Below are 17,336 nucleotides of genomic sequence, written 5' to 3'. Positions count from 1 at the left end.
TATGTTTTTCTTCCAAAAAATGCTATCATGTTCTCCATGAGAAACCGTTTAATCATGGAGGGTAGATGCCAAAAATCCAGTCTTGGGAGGTATCGAATTCGTTTTGGGAAAAGGTTGAGCCCCTCATACCAAAGCCGGAGCGCGATCCTAAGAAAGAATACAAGCGCAATGCTGGAGGGGGTAGAAAGCCAATGCCTCCGCGTCAGATATTTGAAGGCATCATGTACGTCTTGCGAACGGGTTGCCAATGGAAGGCTCTGCCCAAGGAACGTTTCGGAAGCCCCAGTGCGATTCATACCCATTTCATGCGCTGGATGCGTGCTGGTTTCTTCGTGGCCCTTTGGCGATCCGGACTTGCCGAATATGACGAGATGGAGGGAATCGCCTGGAAATGGCAGAGCATAGACGGAGCCATGGTCAAAGCGCCTTTGGCGCAAGAAGCGGTTGGTCGGAATCCGACCGACAGGGGGAAAAAAAGGGACCAAGCGGCATCTGTTGGTAGACGGCCGTGGTGTCCCGTTGTCACTCGTCGTGACCGGAGCCAATCGACATGATGCTTCCCAATTAGCGCTGGTGTTGGAGGAGATCATCATCGAGCGCCCCCAGGACATCGAACAGCATCTTTGCGCCGATAGAGGATACGACGGCCAACCAGCATTGGAAGTGATCGTTTCGAAGTGCTACATACCCCACGTGAAAAGACGCGGGGAAAAGATTCAGGAAAAAAAGAAGAATCCAGGATGGAAAGCCAGACGCTGGGTGGTTGAAGTGAGCCACTCATGGTTTAATCGCTTTCGAAAGATATTGGTCCGCTACGAAAAGCTTACGGATACCTATTTGGCGCTGCTGCATATGGCCGCGGCTATTATCGCCTACCGAAAGGCAGGCATTATTTACGGATAAGCACTTAGTAATTATGACCCCTTTTGCATGTTCTGCGGTATCTACTTTTCTATTCATTAATGATAACTATCGGATAAACTGTACACTATTGGAGGAAAGCAACTATAAATGTGTATTTGATTTTTTGAAAGTAATTTTTTTATTGTTTTACCCTTAAATAACAGTAAATTAGTTCTTTGTTCCGGTCAGTTCATCTACGAATTGTCGCTTTAGCACCCATTCATATACTTCAGCCGTTTTCTTAGCTTTTGCATCCCAAGTGTATAGGTGATTCACGCGCTCTCGGGCAAGCCTACACTTTTTTTCGAGTTCTTCTGGGGCGTTGGCTATTTCACCCAATAAGGCCCGGAAACTCTCGATAATATGGACGCGATCACTCATTTCAACTAAGTATCCGGTCTCAGGGGTCACCAGCTCTGCCGGGCCGCCATAATTCATGACAATCGGGCTCACCCCAACCGCCATGGCCTCCAAAACGGCTCCCCCCCCAAACTCCCGGATGCTTGGAAACGCAAACAGATCTGCCTTTGAGAGATACGATTGTATCTTTTTGTGTTCAACCCACCCGGCCATTTTAACACCATGGGCAATTTTGTGGTGTTCAATCAAATTACGAAGCTCGGAATGTTGAGGCCCGTCTCCTATTATTGTTAGCTGAATTACGCCGGTTTGAATTAGGGGGGTGGCAGCTTCTACCAGCATATCTGCCCCTTTATATGGCACAAGTCGCCCAATGAATATAACTTGGATCGGTAATTCGGCATGACGGGCACGCTGGACATTAAACCGGCTTGGATCAATTGCATTTTCTGGCATATAAATGCACTTATGCCGGAATTTATGGGGCATCTGCTGCCAAGTAAATTGAGAGCCGATGATAATTTTGCTGGCATATTTTCGGGTGGCGCGATACCCAGGAAGAAGCTTATATGCAAACCGCATATAGGAGAGCCACTCTCTTTCTTTTCTTCTTAGTTTATCAAAAGTCTTTGGCCAAGGTGCGCCACCATTGAGAGGGCCGATTACAAATGGCACACCGGCTTTTGCACATTTCTTTGCCAATATGCTTGGTATCGTTGGGCTAAGCGGCGTGATACGATGGACTATATCAAAATGACCATTTCGAATTGATTCGCCAAATTGTTTCCAGACAAGATATTCAAAATAATAGTAAGATAGCGAGCTAAGAGCAGTGATGGTCGTCCATCCTTTATTACTTCCCCCACGAAGACGGGTTCCAAGATTGTAAATAGCTTTGGCGATTTTTTCAGAGTCGATCGCTGTAAATTCAGATTCAGAGAGCCCTGCCCTTATAATTGCTTGAGCATTGCGAATTTGGGTAACGAGGTGGCACCGGGTGATTTTACGCAAGGCTGCAACGTGTGACCAGCCAACTAATGGCACACTTACCCATTCTGGGTTAGCCGCTTCAGCTATTGCAAGAACATGATATTTTTTATCTGCCATCATGACACCTTAGGTTCATAGTCAAAACTTGCTTTCCAGGCATTTAGCAAATCTCCGAAGTAATACTTGCATTCTACCCTTGATAATGCATTTGCAGTAGTTTCTGATAGAAGATTGTAATGACCCGGATTAGCCATAACTTCTTTTATAACTTGAGCCAAATGCGAGGGATCTGCTGCTCGAAAAAAACGCACGCCCTCTCTGTCTATAAGAGATCTAAGCATAACTGGATGGTCCGAGACGATTACAGGGGTCCTTGATGCAAGCGCCTCAGTTAAGGTGAGGGGAAATCCCTCTGAAAAACTATGTCTTGAAGGAACAACGATCAGGGTTGTCTTGCACATTTGTTCGAAAACCTGGTCGTTTGAAAGGCGTCCCAGAAAAGCAATTGAATGGGAATCCCTGAAATTGGCCATGTGTTTATGGAAATCAGCCCCATCACCGATAATTTTAAGCATGAACCGCTGATCTGTTTTTCTTATTATCTCAATAGCCTCAATTAAATCATCCACGCCTTTCTCTTTGATGATGGCACCGACGTATAATATTTCAAAGCGGTTATTTTCAGGAAAATAGCGGACAGGAAAATCTTCGGCCTTTTTCTGCCCCGGCCAGTCCCAAGCGACCGCTTTTTTAGGGGCCAACCCGACATCGATCATTGATTGGGTGGCTGGCCAACGATGATTGCCAACAAGACGAACATGATTTTCATTCAGTTCATTAATGAGGAGACTGTGAAATTTTTTTTCGGCCTTAGACTTTGATTGAAAGACGTTTGCACATACAACTAATGTGTTTAGGTGGTAATGCTTAAGCCCGCTTAATATTCGATAGGCGATTCGTCCACCGCTTCTTACTAAAAGATGGGTCGGTCTGAATTTTTTAATTACACGGATTATCTGAGCGGTTCTAATATCAGAAATCAACCTGCCAGGTACAAACGTGGGGAGGTTGGGGAGCGGAATGGATAGTAATCGCTCCCTACCGTTTTTTATGTCATACGCGGGGGCATTCAGGCTGATGACAAGGCGTTCATTTTGACCAAAAAACTTGTCCAGAACCGATAAGGTATATCCCATGCCAAAGTAGGGTTCAGGCTCGCCGGATGAAATAATCGCCTTAGCTTCGCGCATATCCCCATGCTGTACTACTGCGAAACGCCGTATGGGATTCCGATTTTTATCAGCTTCCAACGATAGCTGTTTTGTCATATGTAGGGATGGTTTTTCGGAGAGAACCGATAATCAGTTTCAGGTGTAACAACCTGTTATGTGATCTCGATGTGTTACGTTTATCTTTGTGTCACGGACATTGCTGGTTTGTACGCGCCATCCTTGATCACCCGTGCAGGCACTCCGCCGATTACTGATCCGGCCTCAAAACTTTTCGTTACCACTGTGTTAGCCCCCACCACGCAGCCCGGCCCGAGTTCGACGCCTTTCAGAATCGCGCAGCCTTCACCCAGCCAGCAACCGTCCCCGATCATCACCGGCCTGACGACCATGCCCCCCTCGCGCCAGGGCATCTGGTGATCGTGATCCGTGATATACACGCGTCCGGCGATCAGGACGTGTTGACCGATGCTGACCCGCTTAGCAGCGGCACAGTGAAAGTAAAACTGGGCACTGCTGCCCTCACCGATCTCAATCTGGCCGAACTGGCCTTCATGCTTCACACATTCCAGGCGGGCATGCGCTCGAATCAAAGCGCCCCAATCCAGATGGATGCCTTGCGGATTCACCACCAGGTCGGGCCGCTCGAAATAAGCCGATCGAGCGTACCACCCAAAGCGCCGCTTCCACAGTTGCCAGGCATACCAGCGCTGCAAGCGATTGGCCGTCTTCATGCGGAAGCAACCTTCCTTCGCCCCCCAAGCCACTTGGATAAGTGCATTCTTTCCGGCAGTTCACGGCGCAGGCTCGGCCAGAACACCCCAGCCACAACCGCCCATACCGCCAACCCGAGCACACCGCTAACCCACGGCATGCTCGTCCAGTTCTCACCGCGCTCGGCCAGATACACCGCCAACAGACCCGCCCCGCCGGCGGCGGCCACGCAGGTAAATTTCAGGTCCTGCCGCAACACGCCTATACCTCGGCGACGCAACACCACCCCCTGGTAAACCTCGCCGGCGCCCGTGCCCAGCCCGTACCCCACAATGAAGCCGGACAAGCCGAACCAGAAATGACCCAGCAGCGCCGCTGCCACCGTAACCACGACGTTTACCGCGTTGCCTATCGCCACCCCCCGACTGTCGCCCAACGATAGCAAGCTGTAGCCCGTGGTGGTATTTAGCATGGTCATCCACATAGAAAATGCCAGAAATTGCACCATCCAACCCGCGGCCCAATACCGCGGGTCGTAGAGATAGTGGAAAAAGGCAGGGCCTATTGCCGCCGCACCCAGAGTCAACAACAGTCCGATGCGCAGCAGCACGCCGCGGGCCCGCTTGACCTGCACGTGCATTCGCCGCGGATCCTGGCGATAGCGCTCGGAAAGGGCGGGGAAAAGAACCGTGCCGCTGAACTGCTGCACCAACGTCCGCGGCAGAGCAGCGAGAACCAGGGCAATACTGTAGATGCCGAGCACCTTCGTAGTAATCAGCCCGCCGAGCATCAACTTGTCGCTCTGCATGGCCAGCAAAGTAAGCAGTGTGCTCACAAACACCCATTTGCCGAAGCCCACCAGTTCGCGCGCGGCCGCCCGATCCCATGCGAAGCGATGCCGCACACCCGGCAGAATCAGATGGCCGAGGACGACATGCAGAAGCCCGGAAACCAGCGAGGAGATCACCAGCGCCCAGACGCTGCGCAACCACCATGCGATGCCGATCAAAATCGCCGTGGTCGTGATATCGATGCCGTGCGCCAGTAACGTCACTCGGCCGATGGCCAGATCTCGATTGGCCGTCTGCCAGGCCGTCGTATTGAAACCGCCAATGAATACCGACAGTCCCGCCACCGGCAGAAGCCACTTGAGCATCGGTTCGCCGTAAATCCACGATAGCGGCCACGCCAGCGTCACGCATAACAGCCAGAGCACTACGCCGCGAAGGACCTGGATCGTCCAGGCGGTGCATAAGAATCGCTCTTCCTTCCCCCGCGGGTTCTGGATGATGCTCGGGCCCAACCCCATATCCGAGCACATGTTTACCGCCTGGGTCACCGCTCCGACAATCGCCATCAGACCGAATGCCTCGGGAAACAGTAACCGCGTAAGAATCAGGCTGCGCACGAGCTGAACGCTCATGCCCACGGGCCTGGCGGCCAGCATCCATACCGAGGCCCGAAGCGCCCGCTTGCGCAACGAATCACCCGGCGCTGTTTGCCCGGCCTGCCCGATCGGTGGTTTGACCGATGGTTCGACCGCCGGCTCGATTGCGCTCACCCTTGCTCCCCCGCCACGTGCTGCCCTGGCCCCGGCGGCTGCGCCTCGCCCGCCTGTTTCCGTTGTACCGCTATCACTTGGTAAGCCTCCCTCGCCTGCCGCGCCATGCTCGCGAGGCTGAACTCGGCGATCGCCCGTTGCCGCGCTGCGGCGCCAATTTGCGTTCGATGTCGTGGATCCTCGAGAAGCCTCCGCAGCCGATCCACAAGTGCCGTGTCGTCTTTTGCTGGTATCACATACCCGCTCTTGCCGTCCTCCACCGCTATAGAGGTATCCCCCACATCCGTCGCCACCACCGCCAAACCGGCCATCATTTGCTCCAACAGCGTCATACTCAACCCTTCGGTATGCGAGGTCTGCACGCCAATGGCGCTGCGCCTGATCAAAGCCGCCACATCATCCACCCACCCGGGAAATTCCACGATATCCGCCAAACCGAGCTCCGCCGCCAGCGCCCGGGTCTCATCCATGAACCAGCCAAGATGCGCCGGCGAATCGCCCGCCAGCACCGCATGAAACCGCAAGCCTTCACGATTGAGCACAGCTGCCGCCCGAATAAACGCCCGGGGATCCTTAGACGGGACGATGCGACCGCACCAACAGATTACCGGCTCATCCGCCTGCATGCCTGTTGTCGGCTCCATGACTGGAACCCCGTTGCGGAAGACCTCGATCCGAGGAAAATTGCCCAGCGTCGCTCGCATACGATCGACGATACTCCGCGAGGCACCAAAGATCATATCGCAACGCCGCACCGCCCACCGCATCAGCCAGCCTCGTAACCCCATTGCGTCAAACACGCCTTCGGAATTGTGCCAGGTGAACCAGAACTGCGGTCTGTTCCGTAAGCCAATGATCGCGAGCGCAGCGACAACGAGACTTTGTTGCCCGTGAACGTGTAAAACCGATGGCCGGGCTCGCCGAATGAAACGAACTAATCGTCCAAATGCGATTAAACTCCCGACTATTCTTCGCCGCGATCCCAAGTCTAATGACTCCTGAGGGCCGTCTTCGTTCCTTGCGTTACCTCCCCGACGTAGGGATATACAAGTCGCTCGTGCGCCAGCGTGCTCAAGCCCACATGCAAGATGATTCGCTACTCGCCCGTCTCCACCCTGGTTAAAGTTGCCAATGATCTCAGCGAAATACAAGTTGGAACCGCTTGTCCTCATACAAGCGCCTCTTCCGACACACAGGCACCCGCACCCCTCTGCGGGATGACGCTCCCCCATACACGATACCATTTCCATAGGAAGTATAATCGCTTCTTATATTCACGATATATCGTATGATTATGTTCGAAAACACGCGTCTTAAAGAACTGGACCCACTTCGCATCCAGCACGCCGGCTTCGAAAAGCTCGTCAACGGCTTCGCGCAACTCGTCTTCGTGCGATTCAACCCAAGGTCCCAGTGGGGCGGCAAACCCATGTTTTTTTCGATCGATAATTCGATCAGGAATCCAGCCCCGAAGCAGATCTTTCATCAGGACACGGTTACGTCGTGCCGTAACCTTCCACTCCACTGGGATCCGCGATGCATACTCCATAAATCGGTAGTCCAAAAACGGCGATCGCACTTCGAGCGACTGAGACATCGATATCCGATCTACTTTTGCGGCATAATTGTCACCTAACCGATTGTAGAAAATGTCAAATTTCATTACCGCCTCGACCAGATTCCCACGGGATAATGGCAATAGCTCTCTCAGTTTTTCACGCGCCCACTTTTTGAATGCTGTAGGTCGATATACGAGCGTTGCACCAATCTCAGCACAATACTCCGATGGGTCAAGTAAACTCACACGTAAAGCTTCGGCAAGACGACCTAATTTGGTTATGCGGTAACCATGCAGGCCCTTGAGCATGCCGTGCAAAAAAGCTCTGATTATTCGTGGAATACGACGAAGAGCAACAAACTGCGCAACTATCCGTCGCCCGTCATAGCCGCCAAATACCTCATCTCCTCCATCTCCGCTTAATGCCACAGTCATCCACCGCCGCGTCTCTTGGCAAAGACAAAGCGTTGGAAACGTTGATGGATCAGCCACAGGTTCATCATAAATCGACGCAACCAAATCTCCCAAATTGTCAATGTCGCAACATTTGAACTGTACATGGTGGTGGTTTGTTTCGTATGTATCCTTTGCGAGGTTTATGTATTCGCTCTCATCCAGGCCGGGTAGATCGAAGCCAACCGAGACGGTATGAAGCCTGTCACCGGTGATCCTCTCGCGCATCCGCGATACCACCACGGAGCTATCAATACCTCCTGAAAGAAACGCACCTACTGGCACATCGGCAACAGTTCGAATCTGAATCGCGTCGTCGAGAAGATCTCGTCCCATCTCGATCAGCCGATTATAATCATGGAGCGGATCATATTTTGGGACATTGTAATAGTAGTCTTTCGTGAGCGTGCATTTCTTTATATCCCACCGGAGGAACTGACGTGGTTCTACTTTGAAGATTCCCTCAAAAATCGTCAAAGGGCTAGGAATAAATTGAGTCGATAATAGAATATCTACAGCATCCCTGTTGTAAGACAATCGTAAGTTATGACGTAGAAGAGCCTTCAGCTCACTCGCAAAAAGTAAGCCTTCTTGGGTTAGGCAATAATATAAAGGCTTTACCCCGATTCGATCGCGGGACAAAATTAGACAGTTCTCGCGCATGTCGTAAATACATGCTGCCCACATCCCATTGAAGCGGTTGAATGCACCTACACCCCACTCAAGGTAACTGTAAAGGAATACCTCTGAGTCAGATGTACCAGAAAACTTGTGCCCGAGGGATTTCAACTCATGCCGTAGATCCTTAAAGTTATAGATCTCACCATTGTAGGAAAGGATCATATTCCCGTCATCACTCGCCATCGGCTGACATCCGGTTTTTGTCAAATCGATGATACTTAGCCGTGCATGCCCAATGGACACCTCCTCATCGACAAACGTTCCTGTTTCGTCCGGTCCACGGTGACGAAGCGTCGCAACCATGGAATTCAGTTTCTCATCATCTCGCCAAGTAAATCCACAGATACCGCACATAAGCAATGATTCTTTCGATTTTCGCGTTATTATAGACGGTGGTATATAATCCGGTCGATGTCCTATGACCGTTCGGTTTCTCCGGAAAAGAACTCCAGATTGTCGGGGTGACAACTCTGCTTCCCCGGTAGCTGTGTATCAGCTTGTCTATGTATCTAATCTTCCCAATATTATCCATCTTGACCTAAAAATTGGCTCGACACGCGGTAGTGATAAGTAATAGCTTTTCGGGGTGTGAAAAAACATGGTATTAATTAAAAGGACCTGATTATTCCTCTTTCTAAAAGGTCGGCAAAGTAGGCTATTGTTTTTTGTAAGCCCTCGTCCAGCGCTATTTGCGGCTTCCACCCCAAGGCCTGCTGAGCCAGGCCGATATCCGGTCGGCGCTGTTTCGGATCATCCATCGGTAATGGTTGGAAAATCAGTTCGGATTTGGATCCGGTCATCGCCACCACCTTTTCGGCCAATTCGCGGATTGTGAATTCTCCGGGATTACCCAGGTTAACGGGACCGGTGAGATCCGCTGGACTGTTCATCAGCCTGACAAAACCTTCCACCAGGTCATCCACATAGCAGAAAGAGCGAGTCTGGCTGCCATCACCGTAAATGGTAATCGGTTTTCCTAACAGTGCCTGGACGACGAAGTTTGAAACAACCCGTCCGTCATTGGGATGCATTCGCGGCCCGTACGTGTTGAAAATGCGAGCCACCTTGATTTCCAACTGGTGCTGGCGATGATAATCGAAAAAGAGCGTTTCGGCGCAGCGTTTGCCTTCATCATAGCAGGAGCGCGGGCCGATGGGGTTCACATGGCCACAGTAGCTTTCCGGCTGGGGATGGACTTGAGGGTCGCCATACACCTCGCTAGTTGAAGCCTGAAAAATCCTGGCTTTGACCCGCTTGGCCAGCCCCAGCATGTTGATGGCGCCATGGACACTGGTTTTCGTGGTCTGAACCGGATCGAACTGATAATGAATGGGTGAGGCGGGGCAGGCAAGATTGAAAATTTGGTCCACCTCGATATAAAGCGGGAAGGTGATATCGTGACGCAACAGCTCAAAATGGGGGTTGTCAAGCAGATGGACGATGTTGTCCTTTGCACCGGTAAAGAAGTTGTCAAGACAGATAACGTCATGTCCATCAGCCAATAGCCGTTCGCATAGATGAGAACCGATAAAGCCAGCCCCGCCCGTAATCAGGATTTGCTTTCTTAGAGGATTTTTCAATTAAGAGCTCCTTTTTTGACTTTTTAGTTCCTTCAATAGTGCTTAGTAGCTATGCACATACGCATGCTTCTTCCTGACCGGCAGATCCATAAATTTTTCTTATATTGCTGGAGATCAATGGCAAAATGATTACCGTCCCGCCTGGCCCAAACCAAGTTTTCGTTCGACCGCCCGCATTCCACGGCTCTTGAGGGTGAAAATCTTCTGGTCCAGTGGTGCCATCAAACGATGCCATTGCCGTTTTATCCGTCGTGCTTGCCAGGCACAGGGTCCCACCTTTTGCCATTGCGCAAAAGCCTCTCGCACTGGGCCATTCAAGACCTCAATCCATTGCTGGATTACTGCATGCTCGTTGTGATCCTGACCCTTGATAAAACCACGCTTTTGAACCGCGGCATAAAGTTCAGGATCACTCTTTAAGTGACGGATCACTGCGACTGCCTGATCAGGAGATTTCACTTGAAAAAAGTCTTCCCCATCACGGCCCCAGTACTGATAGCTTGGCTCAGGCCCCATTAATCCTACGACCCCGGTCAACCACGCATGAACTAATTTTGTGCACGGTTTAGTGCGGATCAGACGCCATGGCCAATCCCTTACTGCAAGGTAAGCGTCAAAGTCGGTGAAATCATGCCAGTGGGCAGGTTTGTCCCTAATTACGAATTCCACACCAAGATTTCGCAGTTGGTCCCGGAAAGCCTCGGTCCGAAAAGGACCAGCAAGATTTTCTACAGGTCCGATGTATCCCACCCGGTCAAGGCGATTGCCCCGATTGGAATCCCGCCCCAACAATCCCGGTTGGGGCCAATGTTTGATTAATTTAGAATTACCATCCATCTGTTGCTCAGGGCTTTGGATGAAGCGATAATCCGCCCATGGCAATGGATCGCGATCACCCTGTGTTAGAACCAGAAACGCCCGACCTGTCCTATCTTGGACTCCAGCCTTCTCGTCACAACAGACGTTGATAGCGTCCGCAACAGGCCGGTCAATGATTCGGACATCCTGACCTGCTTTTCGCAGTCTCAGGTATGTAGAAACTATCCAGATATTTTCAAGAGGTGCCCATCGCGGTGCCGGGACATCTTCCATTCTCATCCAAGAAGTCGGGCTTTTCAATTCCGGCCAACGACGGCGGAGATGGTGGGCCACGAAGTATATAGGGGGGCGAGATGGATTATCCGCTACGTCGCTGTTGCCTGAATTAACGAAGGGGAATCGTTTCATCTGATATCATGCCTATCATGAGTGAAAGGAATTTTAGGTTATGGTTGCTATGTTTAATTATGCGAGGAAGGAGCGGAAGGCTGACCAACGACATGAGCGGGAAAGCCGACGACTGTTGCGCCGGCAGGGACATCTTGGATAGCAACCGCTCCAGCCCCGATGATTGCGTCCGGCCCAATCGTAACGGGTCCCAATATACATACATTGCATCCGATATCGACGCGGTCTCCTATTGTCGGTAGGACGCCAAGCCGATGGCGACTGGTAACGCCCATAGTCGTGTTTTGTCTTATATGTACATCATTTCCAATCGATTTGGTATTGACAATAATGCCACTATGGTGCCAGATCCGAACTCGACGCCCCAACTTTACCGTGTAAGATAGACTGATCCCGCAGGTCCATTCGACCCACTTGAAAGCGATGCGGTAAAGCAGTGAAAATGGAGCTCGCAGAATTTTTGGTCGAATGTTCATACGCCAGTTGCAAAGCCGGTGCAAGGCTATGGCCCAAAATCCTTGTTCAAATGGATTGTTATCATGTGTGCGCAAATCCTCTAACAGCAGTGACCAAAGGGACAGTTCTGGAGGGTTGCGGTTTGTTGAGCCTGTAACAGGAGCAGAACCTGGAGCATGCTCAGTTATCAATTCCGCGTGGCGACTCATCTCTGTTTTCCTTATGTTGAAAGTCAATTACTGCTACACCTTCGAGTCATCCAACCCATGCTCGACCAATGAAAATTCGGCGCGAGCCAACAGTTGGTCTGTGCCTGATCCTGGAAAATAAAAGAATCCGCATCCTAAGAGCGCAACTCGCGGCTTTATTCCCTCCAAAGGGGACAAGGCCCTTCCCCCAAAGGGAGCGGACCACATTAGTCGTGCCGCCATGCCAATCATTTTCAGCTATTATTTAAAAATTTTTCAAAAGCAACAATATATCGATTGATTTCAGGTCTCATGGCGCCGTGCAATGCGGTCTCCATATGCATCAATTCATTGCGGAGCACATTAGCACAAGTTGGATCAGCATCTGAAAAATCAGCGCGATAATCACCTATTTGAAGCAGCGATGACTTTGCGTTCTCCATTGCCTCAATTGCAGATAAAAGGTTTTGGGGTTCACCGCTGAGAAATTCGAGATACCATAGATAATGAAGGCGCCAAACAATAACCGCAGGTCTTCCGGTGGTAAACCGCAAATAAGTGCTGCAAAGATTTTTGACATGACAGCAAGCTCCCCCATCCAGATGATCTATCGGGCCTCGCCGAGATGTGCCTAATTCTATGGCGGAAAATGGATCGAGTGAAATCTGTCTCCCCTCTAAGTCCTTTACCCTATGGAATATGTCGATGGGATGGAATTTTGACCTTAACCATTTTACATCCATTCCTAAGCACCAGGTACCAAACACATTATCCTGATCGGTTAAACCGTCGAATCTTGTTTTTTCTAATCCGCAAAAATGCCACTGGTGTGTCCTGATACTACGATAAACGGATTCAAAGTATTCCGGGACAATCGGATAAAGGTCAAAATCATGCAGAATTGCATAGCGGGTCTCAATATTTGGCAATAAAGTGGCACAATTCAACGAATTGTAAAACGTTGAAACGTTGACCTTCTCCACTACAAATCCAGGCAATGCGGCATAATGATTGAATGATAGTGGCAACTCCGGAAAGGCATTCCGAGTTTCACTGATAATTTCAAGATACCCGGGTTGCCTCCTTCGATCGAAAGCAATGCAAATTCGATGGCAATGAGTTAAATCGGTGCGGGATATAAAATCCAAATTCACCTTGAGCAAGTGCCGCAATGCCCACGGCACACCCAACATTATGGAGTATCCTTCAATGGGGTCATCGAGAGATTTCCATCTGAGCATCGGCCGTAGGAGCAATTTGATGCTTTCACGGCCGATTAGGTTACGCAAAATATCTTTTTTGGACCTCATTTTTTATCCTTAAAGTATATCCGAAGAGAGGACGCCAATATTTTTATGCCTATTCCTGTTTCGTGGATGAAGTAATAAGTCGGCTAAATATTCCCTATCGCTTGATACTTTGAATTATCCATCAGAATAATCACTTGCGCAAAATTCGTGCTGGAATGCCTACAGCAGTGGCCTTCGCCGGGACATCGTTTAAAACAACACTCATGGCTCCAATTTTCGCACCACTCCCAATTTTGATGCCTCCTAATATTTGAGCGTAGGCGCCAATATCCACGGAATCACCAATCACCGGTACAGGGCCGCCTTCGATTCGGTTTCCTATGGTAACACCGTGTCTAAGTGTACATTGGGCGCCGATTTTTACATCAGGATGAATGAAAATGTTCCCAAAATGGTGAATGCGCAAACCAGGGCCGATCTCGCAAGTTTTTATGAAGCTTATCCCAGTGAGCGTTTCCACGATACGATAGAGAAACCAATAGATCCGGTTATACATCCAGCGGATCGGACCGCCTGTTCGTGCATCGCTCCATCGGCCGAATCGATAAATAGCGATAGCCCAAATTGACTGTTCTCTTAAAAAAGCATGTATTGGGTACCGGTCACGATCTGCTCTGAAGTTTGAAATAGGAGAAGCGGGATTCATTTGTATTCGATATTCTCACTCTTAGCTTTATTTTTCACGTTATGAAAATAGTGCCGATGTCCAATTATTTGCGGCCACTTTGCGACCATGGTAAGCACTCCATAAAGCAGCGCATCTGGCCAAGATGCCCCCAGTGCGCGAGGTCTGCGCGCTGTGCGAACGCACTGACATAACCAGAGTCCAATTCCTGCCGCCATGCCGATCATACCTCCCACCATACCGGCGAGCATAATTCCAGATAATATCAAAAAAAATGATGCGGCAAGCCAACCCCATGTCCATATTCTTGCACTTTGGGTTTGACGGGCAAATGGAATTCTTTCTTTTAAATTACCGGACTGTTTCAAACGGTGGACAACATCGATGGCACCATAGCCTCCACGTATCATCCGCTTCCACCATTGAGAGAAGTTCATGATTGCGGAATCATGCAAGGCCATTAACTTTTCTAATCTATGTATTTTCCATCCTTCAGCTCTTAGCCTGTAGCATAGCTCGGGCTCTTCACCAGAAATTAGCTCTGTGTTAAACCCTCCCGAACCTTGGAAAGCATCTTTTCTTATCATGAAAATACCGCCACAATGGCCAATGTCACCAACCGGCCCGTTCCATTCCATATCGCACAGGCGATTATAAACGGATTTTTCGGGGTGTTGTTCTTGTAAACGTCCGCAAACTATAGCGTGATTTTTGTTCTGTTCTAAAAATTCTTGGGCGGATTCAAGCCAACCGTTTATCAACTCGCAATCACCATCAATAAACTGAACATATTCAATATCTGGTGAAACCGTCATTAAGTATGCAAAACCTTTATTGCGTCCCCTGGCGGCGGTAAACGGCGCACGATCATCAAGCTCGACAACATTAATACCGATCTCTTTTGCCAATCGCGCACTGCCGTCAGTAGACCCGGAGTCAACATACACCATGAGGCCCTTCCGGTTAACAACCGAAAGAAGGCAGCGTCTGAGTCGCTCACCCTCATTGCGCCCAATGATTACAATCCCTGTCGATTCCACGTTTCTAAGCCTGTTTAGTGTAATCCGGCGAATGGATTAAAATCCCCAGAGCCGGATTTCATATTGTTCTACCAGTACCATTCATAAGCGCTCGCACATCACCGACAATAAGGTCTCGAAAAAAATGAAGTGGGTCACACGAGACATCCCCACCCAAGCCAAGCTTTACACGCATCAACAAACTTAGGCGGCCTATTCCCCACAACAAATCAGCCAAGATTAGGATCAACAATCCGTGATGTTTCATCCAATAGCGCCGACGAGAATCATACCAATACTTACCCCGGCGGCTGCGTTTTTTTTGGATGCCGGTGGCCTGCCCTTCCAGGTGGACAATTCTTGATACAGGTTCAAGCCAAATTTGCCATCCTGCATTGTGAGCCCGATGGCAAAAATCGAGTTCTTCAAAATAAAGGAAAAAGCCTTCATCCATTAGACCGATTCTCTCAAAAACCTGCCGACGAACAACCATAGCGGCCCCGGAAACCCAATCACAGCGAAAAGGCCAGCCCATGATAGGAAGAGCGACTCTATAATTTGTCAACAATTGGGACAACACCCCAAGTCGCGCCCCGCTTTCCAGTTCGCTCCATACTGACGGGAACCGGCGTGCAGAGGATTCAGGTACCCGGTTATTGTTTTCCAATTGGGCACCGACGATACCCACTTTGGGTTTTTTGTTGAGAAAACGGACCAATTTATTGATTGCACCCTCTTGAACAACAGTGTCAGGGTTCAAAAGCATCAAGTGATCGGGTAACTTACCGATGGCAGAAAGATGCCTTATGGCGGCATTGTTGCCGGCAGCAAAACCAAGGTTTCTTTCCTGGGGTAACAGAGTCGCACGTTTCTCCCAACGATTTTTTTTTATAGTTTCCGACAGGTATTCGGCCGACCCATCTCCGGAGTTATTATCCACAACCACCGCAACACCCTGAAGATCTTCTATTTCATCCATTATACTTTCAAGGCAATCGCGAACCAGCTTTGGCGTACGATAATTAACGATTATGACGGCCAAACCCACTTATATCACCTGAAATGCACTTTTCTTTGTTCTTTGGGACTCGATTGGTGGGTTTGATCCTTCTGGTCTCATGAAAAAGGCCTTGATTCAGATACGATCCCAGAAGCCCCCCGGAAGCAATCATGTAAACCGGATTAATCATCCCGTTCGCCAGACTGTCTATCATAAACATGATGGAGATGAGGCTGAGCAGAATTGGCCCCGAATGAGAAAAAGCTGTGTCGAACTGTTGTTTCCTGAAAGCATGTAAAACCATCCAGGGGCCGATCAGCATCATCGAGATCCATGAGAGAATACCGACGAAACCATTTAAATTGAATACGATAAGCCAGAGGGCATCGATCATTTTTACCGCTTTGCTGCCGGACCACTCGATCCTTGGCCAGCCTCTCCCCATCCGCCCCCAACCGAACAGGGGGTGTTCCATGGTTTTGTCGACAAACAGATCCTCCTGAACCAAGCGTATTCCAAGAGAACTGGTACGGTCCAAGTCAAAAACGGGATCTACCAGAGAAAGAACCTGCGCGCCGCTGACACCACCTGAAATCCGAAGGAAAATGTAAAGCGGCACCAGTAGAAGAAATATTTGAAATGGCTTTCCGGATTTAAAATGTAAGAATGCTAAATAGCCGCCACAGCCAAGGACCAACATGGCCCAACCGTTGGCTGATTTACACAGGATCGTCGTGATAATCAGTGCAATCGACAAGACTGTGATTGAAATTCCTTTGATGTGTTTGACTACCCCGATTCGTCCCAGCCAAAAAGCTGCAGTGGATGAAATCGCCATCCAAAGAGACACCATCAGTCCATGTTGCATGAATACGATGGGCCGCCATCCGCCGTATCTTTTGTGCTGCACCCATTCGTGCTGGAAAAAACCATAAAATATATTGTTCAACTGCGGGCTCATCCTGATTTCGTAAAGGCACAACGGCACATACAGCAGGCCGCCAATGACGATCCCCAAACACAGGTCCTTCAAGGTATCCATATTGTTAAAGTAGATTCGCCCTGCAAAATAAGGTACGCCCCAAACGATAATGTGGTTGAGCACTCCTGATAATCCATCGTATAAACCAAGCTGATTGGTCAACGATGATGGAATCGGGCAAAGGCACCAAAGAATCATGGGAAGATCGTAGATCGTCCATTTAAATGAGGCAACACGGCGTTGGCCGGACAGCCGCCCGCCAAGCACAAGCCCCAGTGCAATGGCCATGCTTTTTGAATAGGCGGGCAAGCCTTGAAGGTCGTACCCGGTCGTTGGCAGAAACAACCATCCGCCGATCACCGAAAAAAGAACAGCACGATGTGGTTCCAAGCGAAAAAAAAGGAAAATTGTAAAAGGGACCCATCCAAACAGCATCAAGGGAACGAGCATCGTCGTATTCATTTGTCGATTGGGCCCCTATCGATGTTCGATCCTACTAA

Annotated in this window: 15 protein-coding genes; 1 reads left to right on the top strand and 14 read right to left on the bottom strand. The window is 49.8% G+C overall.

What is annotated here, in order from left to right; genetic code table 11:
• The first annotated feature begins 65 nt into the window (after positions 1–65).
• A protein-coding gene (locus ACHZBS_RS24130) for an IS5 family transposase (RefSeq protein WP_394708025.1) occupies positions 66–903 on the top strand; the annotation gives its coding sequence in 2 pieces (ribosomal slippage) (positions 66–478 and positions 477–903; 840 coding nt in all).
• Positions 904–1,071: 168 nt separating this feature from the next.
• Here ACHZBS_RS24130 and ACHZBS_RS24125 read toward each other — a convergent pair.
• The 14 genes from ACHZBS_RS24125 to ACHZBS_RS24060 all read right to left on the bottom strand — a co-directional run bounded on the left by ACHZBS_RS24125 (position 1,072) and on the right by ACHZBS_RS24060 (position 17,298).
• A complete protein-coding gene (locus ACHZBS_RS24125) occupies positions 1,072–2,370 on the bottom strand; it encodes a glycosyltransferase family 4 protein (RefSeq protein WP_394708024.1) in 1,299 nt (432 codons plus the stop codon).
• Positions 2,370–3,503 (bottom strand): glycosyltransferase, encoded by a 1,134-nt coding sequence (locus ACHZBS_RS24120; protein WP_319409039.1) that lies wholly within the window; start codon positions 3,501–3,503, stop codon positions 2,370–2,372. The genes ACHZBS_RS24125 and ACHZBS_RS24120 overlap by 1 nt, the downstream gene beginning before the upstream one ends.
• Before the next feature lie 158 nt (positions 3,504–3,661).
• A complete protein-coding gene (locus ACHZBS_RS24115; protein ID WP_319409038.1) occupies positions 3,662–4,216 on the bottom strand; it encodes an acyltransferase in 555 nt (184 codons plus the stop codon).
• Positions 4,213–5,757 (bottom strand): oligosaccharide flippase family protein, encoded by a 1,545-nt coding sequence (locus tag ACHZBS_RS24110; protein ID WP_319409037.1) that lies wholly within the window; start codon positions 5,755–5,757, stop codon positions 4,213–4,215. Before ACHZBS_RS24110 ends, ACHZBS_RS24115 begins: the two co-directional genes overlap by 4 nt.
• Positions 5,754–6,929: a glycosyltransferase family 4 protein gene (locus ACHZBS_RS24105; RefSeq protein ID WP_319409036.1), complete on the bottom strand. Its 1,176-nt coding sequence runs from the start codon at positions 6,927–6,929 to the stop codon at positions 5,754–5,756. The genes ACHZBS_RS24110 and ACHZBS_RS24105 overlap by 4 nt, the downstream gene beginning before the upstream one ends.
• A complete protein-coding gene (gene asnB / locus ACHZBS_RS24100) occupies positions 6,926–8,803 on the bottom strand; it encodes an asparagine synthase (glutamine-hydrolyzing) (RefSeq protein ID WP_319409035.1) in 1,878 nt (625 codons plus the stop codon). Before asnB ends, ACHZBS_RS24105 begins: the two co-directional genes overlap by 4 nt.
• Positions 8,804–9,057: 254 nt before the next feature.
• Positions 9,058–10,029 carry a UDP-glucuronic acid decarboxylase family protein gene (locus ACHZBS_RS24095; RefSeq protein ID WP_319409034.1) on the bottom strand — a complete coding sequence of 324 codons (972 nt, stop codon included), beginning with the start codon at positions 10,027–10,029 and terminating at the stop codon, positions 9,058–9,060.
• Between the two features lie 129 nt (positions 10,030–10,158).
• A complete protein-coding gene (locus ACHZBS_RS24090) occupies positions 10,159–11,121 on the bottom strand; it encodes a hypothetical protein (RefSeq protein WP_319409033.1) in 963 nt (320 codons plus the stop codon).
• Between the two features lie 188 nt (positions 11,122–11,309).
• A complete protein-coding gene (locus ACHZBS_RS24085; RefSeq protein ID WP_394708054.1) occupies positions 11,310–11,531 on the bottom strand; it encodes a hypothetical protein in 222 nt (73 codons plus the stop codon).
• A gap of 623 nt (positions 11,532–12,154) precedes the next feature.
• Positions 12,155–13,210: a hypothetical protein gene (locus tag ACHZBS_RS24080; RefSeq protein ID WP_319409032.1), complete on the bottom strand. Its 1,056-nt coding sequence runs from the start codon at positions 13,208–13,210 to the stop codon at positions 12,155–12,157.
• Positions 13,211–13,340: 130 nt separating this feature from the next.
• Positions 13,341–13,856, bottom strand: coding sequence for a hypothetical protein (locus ACHZBS_RS24075; protein WP_319409031.1), 516 nt, complete (start codon positions 13,854–13,856; stop codon positions 13,341–13,343).
• A complete protein-coding gene (locus tag ACHZBS_RS24070; RefSeq protein WP_319409030.1) occupies positions 13,853–14,875 on the bottom strand; it encodes a glycosyltransferase family A protein in 1,023 nt (340 codons plus the stop codon). Before ACHZBS_RS24070 ends, ACHZBS_RS24075 begins: the two co-directional genes overlap by 4 nt.
• 58 nt (positions 14,876–14,933) lie before the next feature.
• On the bottom strand, positions 14,934–15,902 hold the full coding sequence (locus tag ACHZBS_RS24065) for a glycosyltransferase family 2 protein (RefSeq protein ID WP_319409029.1): 969 nt from the start codon (positions 15,900–15,902) through the stop codon (positions 14,934–14,936).
• Positions 15,877–17,298, bottom strand: a complete 1,422-nt coding sequence (locus ACHZBS_RS24060; protein ID WP_319409028.1) for a hypothetical protein — start codon at positions 17,296–17,298, stop codon at positions 15,877–15,879. Before ACHZBS_RS24060 ends, ACHZBS_RS24065 begins: the two co-directional genes overlap by 26 nt.
• Positions 17,299–17,336 lie beyond the last annotated feature (38 nt).

The organism is uncultured Desulfosarcina sp. (assembly GCF_963664155.2).
GTDB lineage: Bacteria > Desulfobacterota > Desulfobacteria > Desulfobacterales > Desulfosarcinaceae > Desulfosarcina.
This window is presented reverse-complemented; position numbering and strand designations above follow the sequence as displayed.

Bases quoted from the DNA above. Each gene is read 5' to 3' on its own strand.
- ACHZBS_RS24125 (WP_394708024.1), bottom strand. From the start codon at position 2,370: ATGGCAGATAAAAAATATCATGTTCTTGCAATAGCTGAAGCGGCTAAC.
- ACHZBS_RS24120 (WP_319409039.1), bottom strand. From the start codon at position 3,503: ATGCGCGAAGCTAAGGCGATTATTTCATCCGGCGAGCCTGAACCCTAC.
- ACHZBS_RS24115 (WP_319409038.1), bottom strand. From the start codon at position 4,216: ATGAAGACGGCCAATCGCTTGCAGCGCTGGTATGCCTGGCAACTGTGG.
- ACHZBS_RS24105 (WP_319409036.1), bottom strand. From the start codon at position 6,929: ATGAGGACAAGCGGTTCCAACTTGTATTTCGCTGAGATCATTGGCAAC.
- asnB (WP_319409035.1), bottom strand. From the start codon at position 8,803: ATGTGCGGTATCTGTGGATTTACTTGGCGAGATGATGAGAAACTGAAT.
- ACHZBS_RS24090 (WP_319409033.1), bottom strand. From the start codon at position 11,121: ATGGAAGATGTCCCGGCACCGCGATGGGCACCTCTTGAAAATATCTGG.
- ACHZBS_RS24085 (WP_394708054.1), bottom strand. From the start codon at position 11,531: ATGGGCGTTACCAGTCGCCATCGGCTTGGCGTCCTACCGACAATAGGA.
- ACHZBS_RS24080 (WP_319409032.1), bottom strand. From the start codon at position 13,210: ATGAGGTCCAAAAAAGATATTTTGCGTAACCTAATCGGCCGTGAAAGC.
- ACHZBS_RS24075 (WP_319409031.1), bottom strand. From the start codon at position 13,856: ATGAATCCCGCTTCTCCTATTTCAAACTTCAGAGCAGATCGTGACCGG.
- ACHZBS_RS24060 (WP_319409028.1), bottom strand. From the start codon at position 17,298: ATGAATACGACGATGCTCGTTCCCTTGATGCTGTTTGGATGGGTCCCT.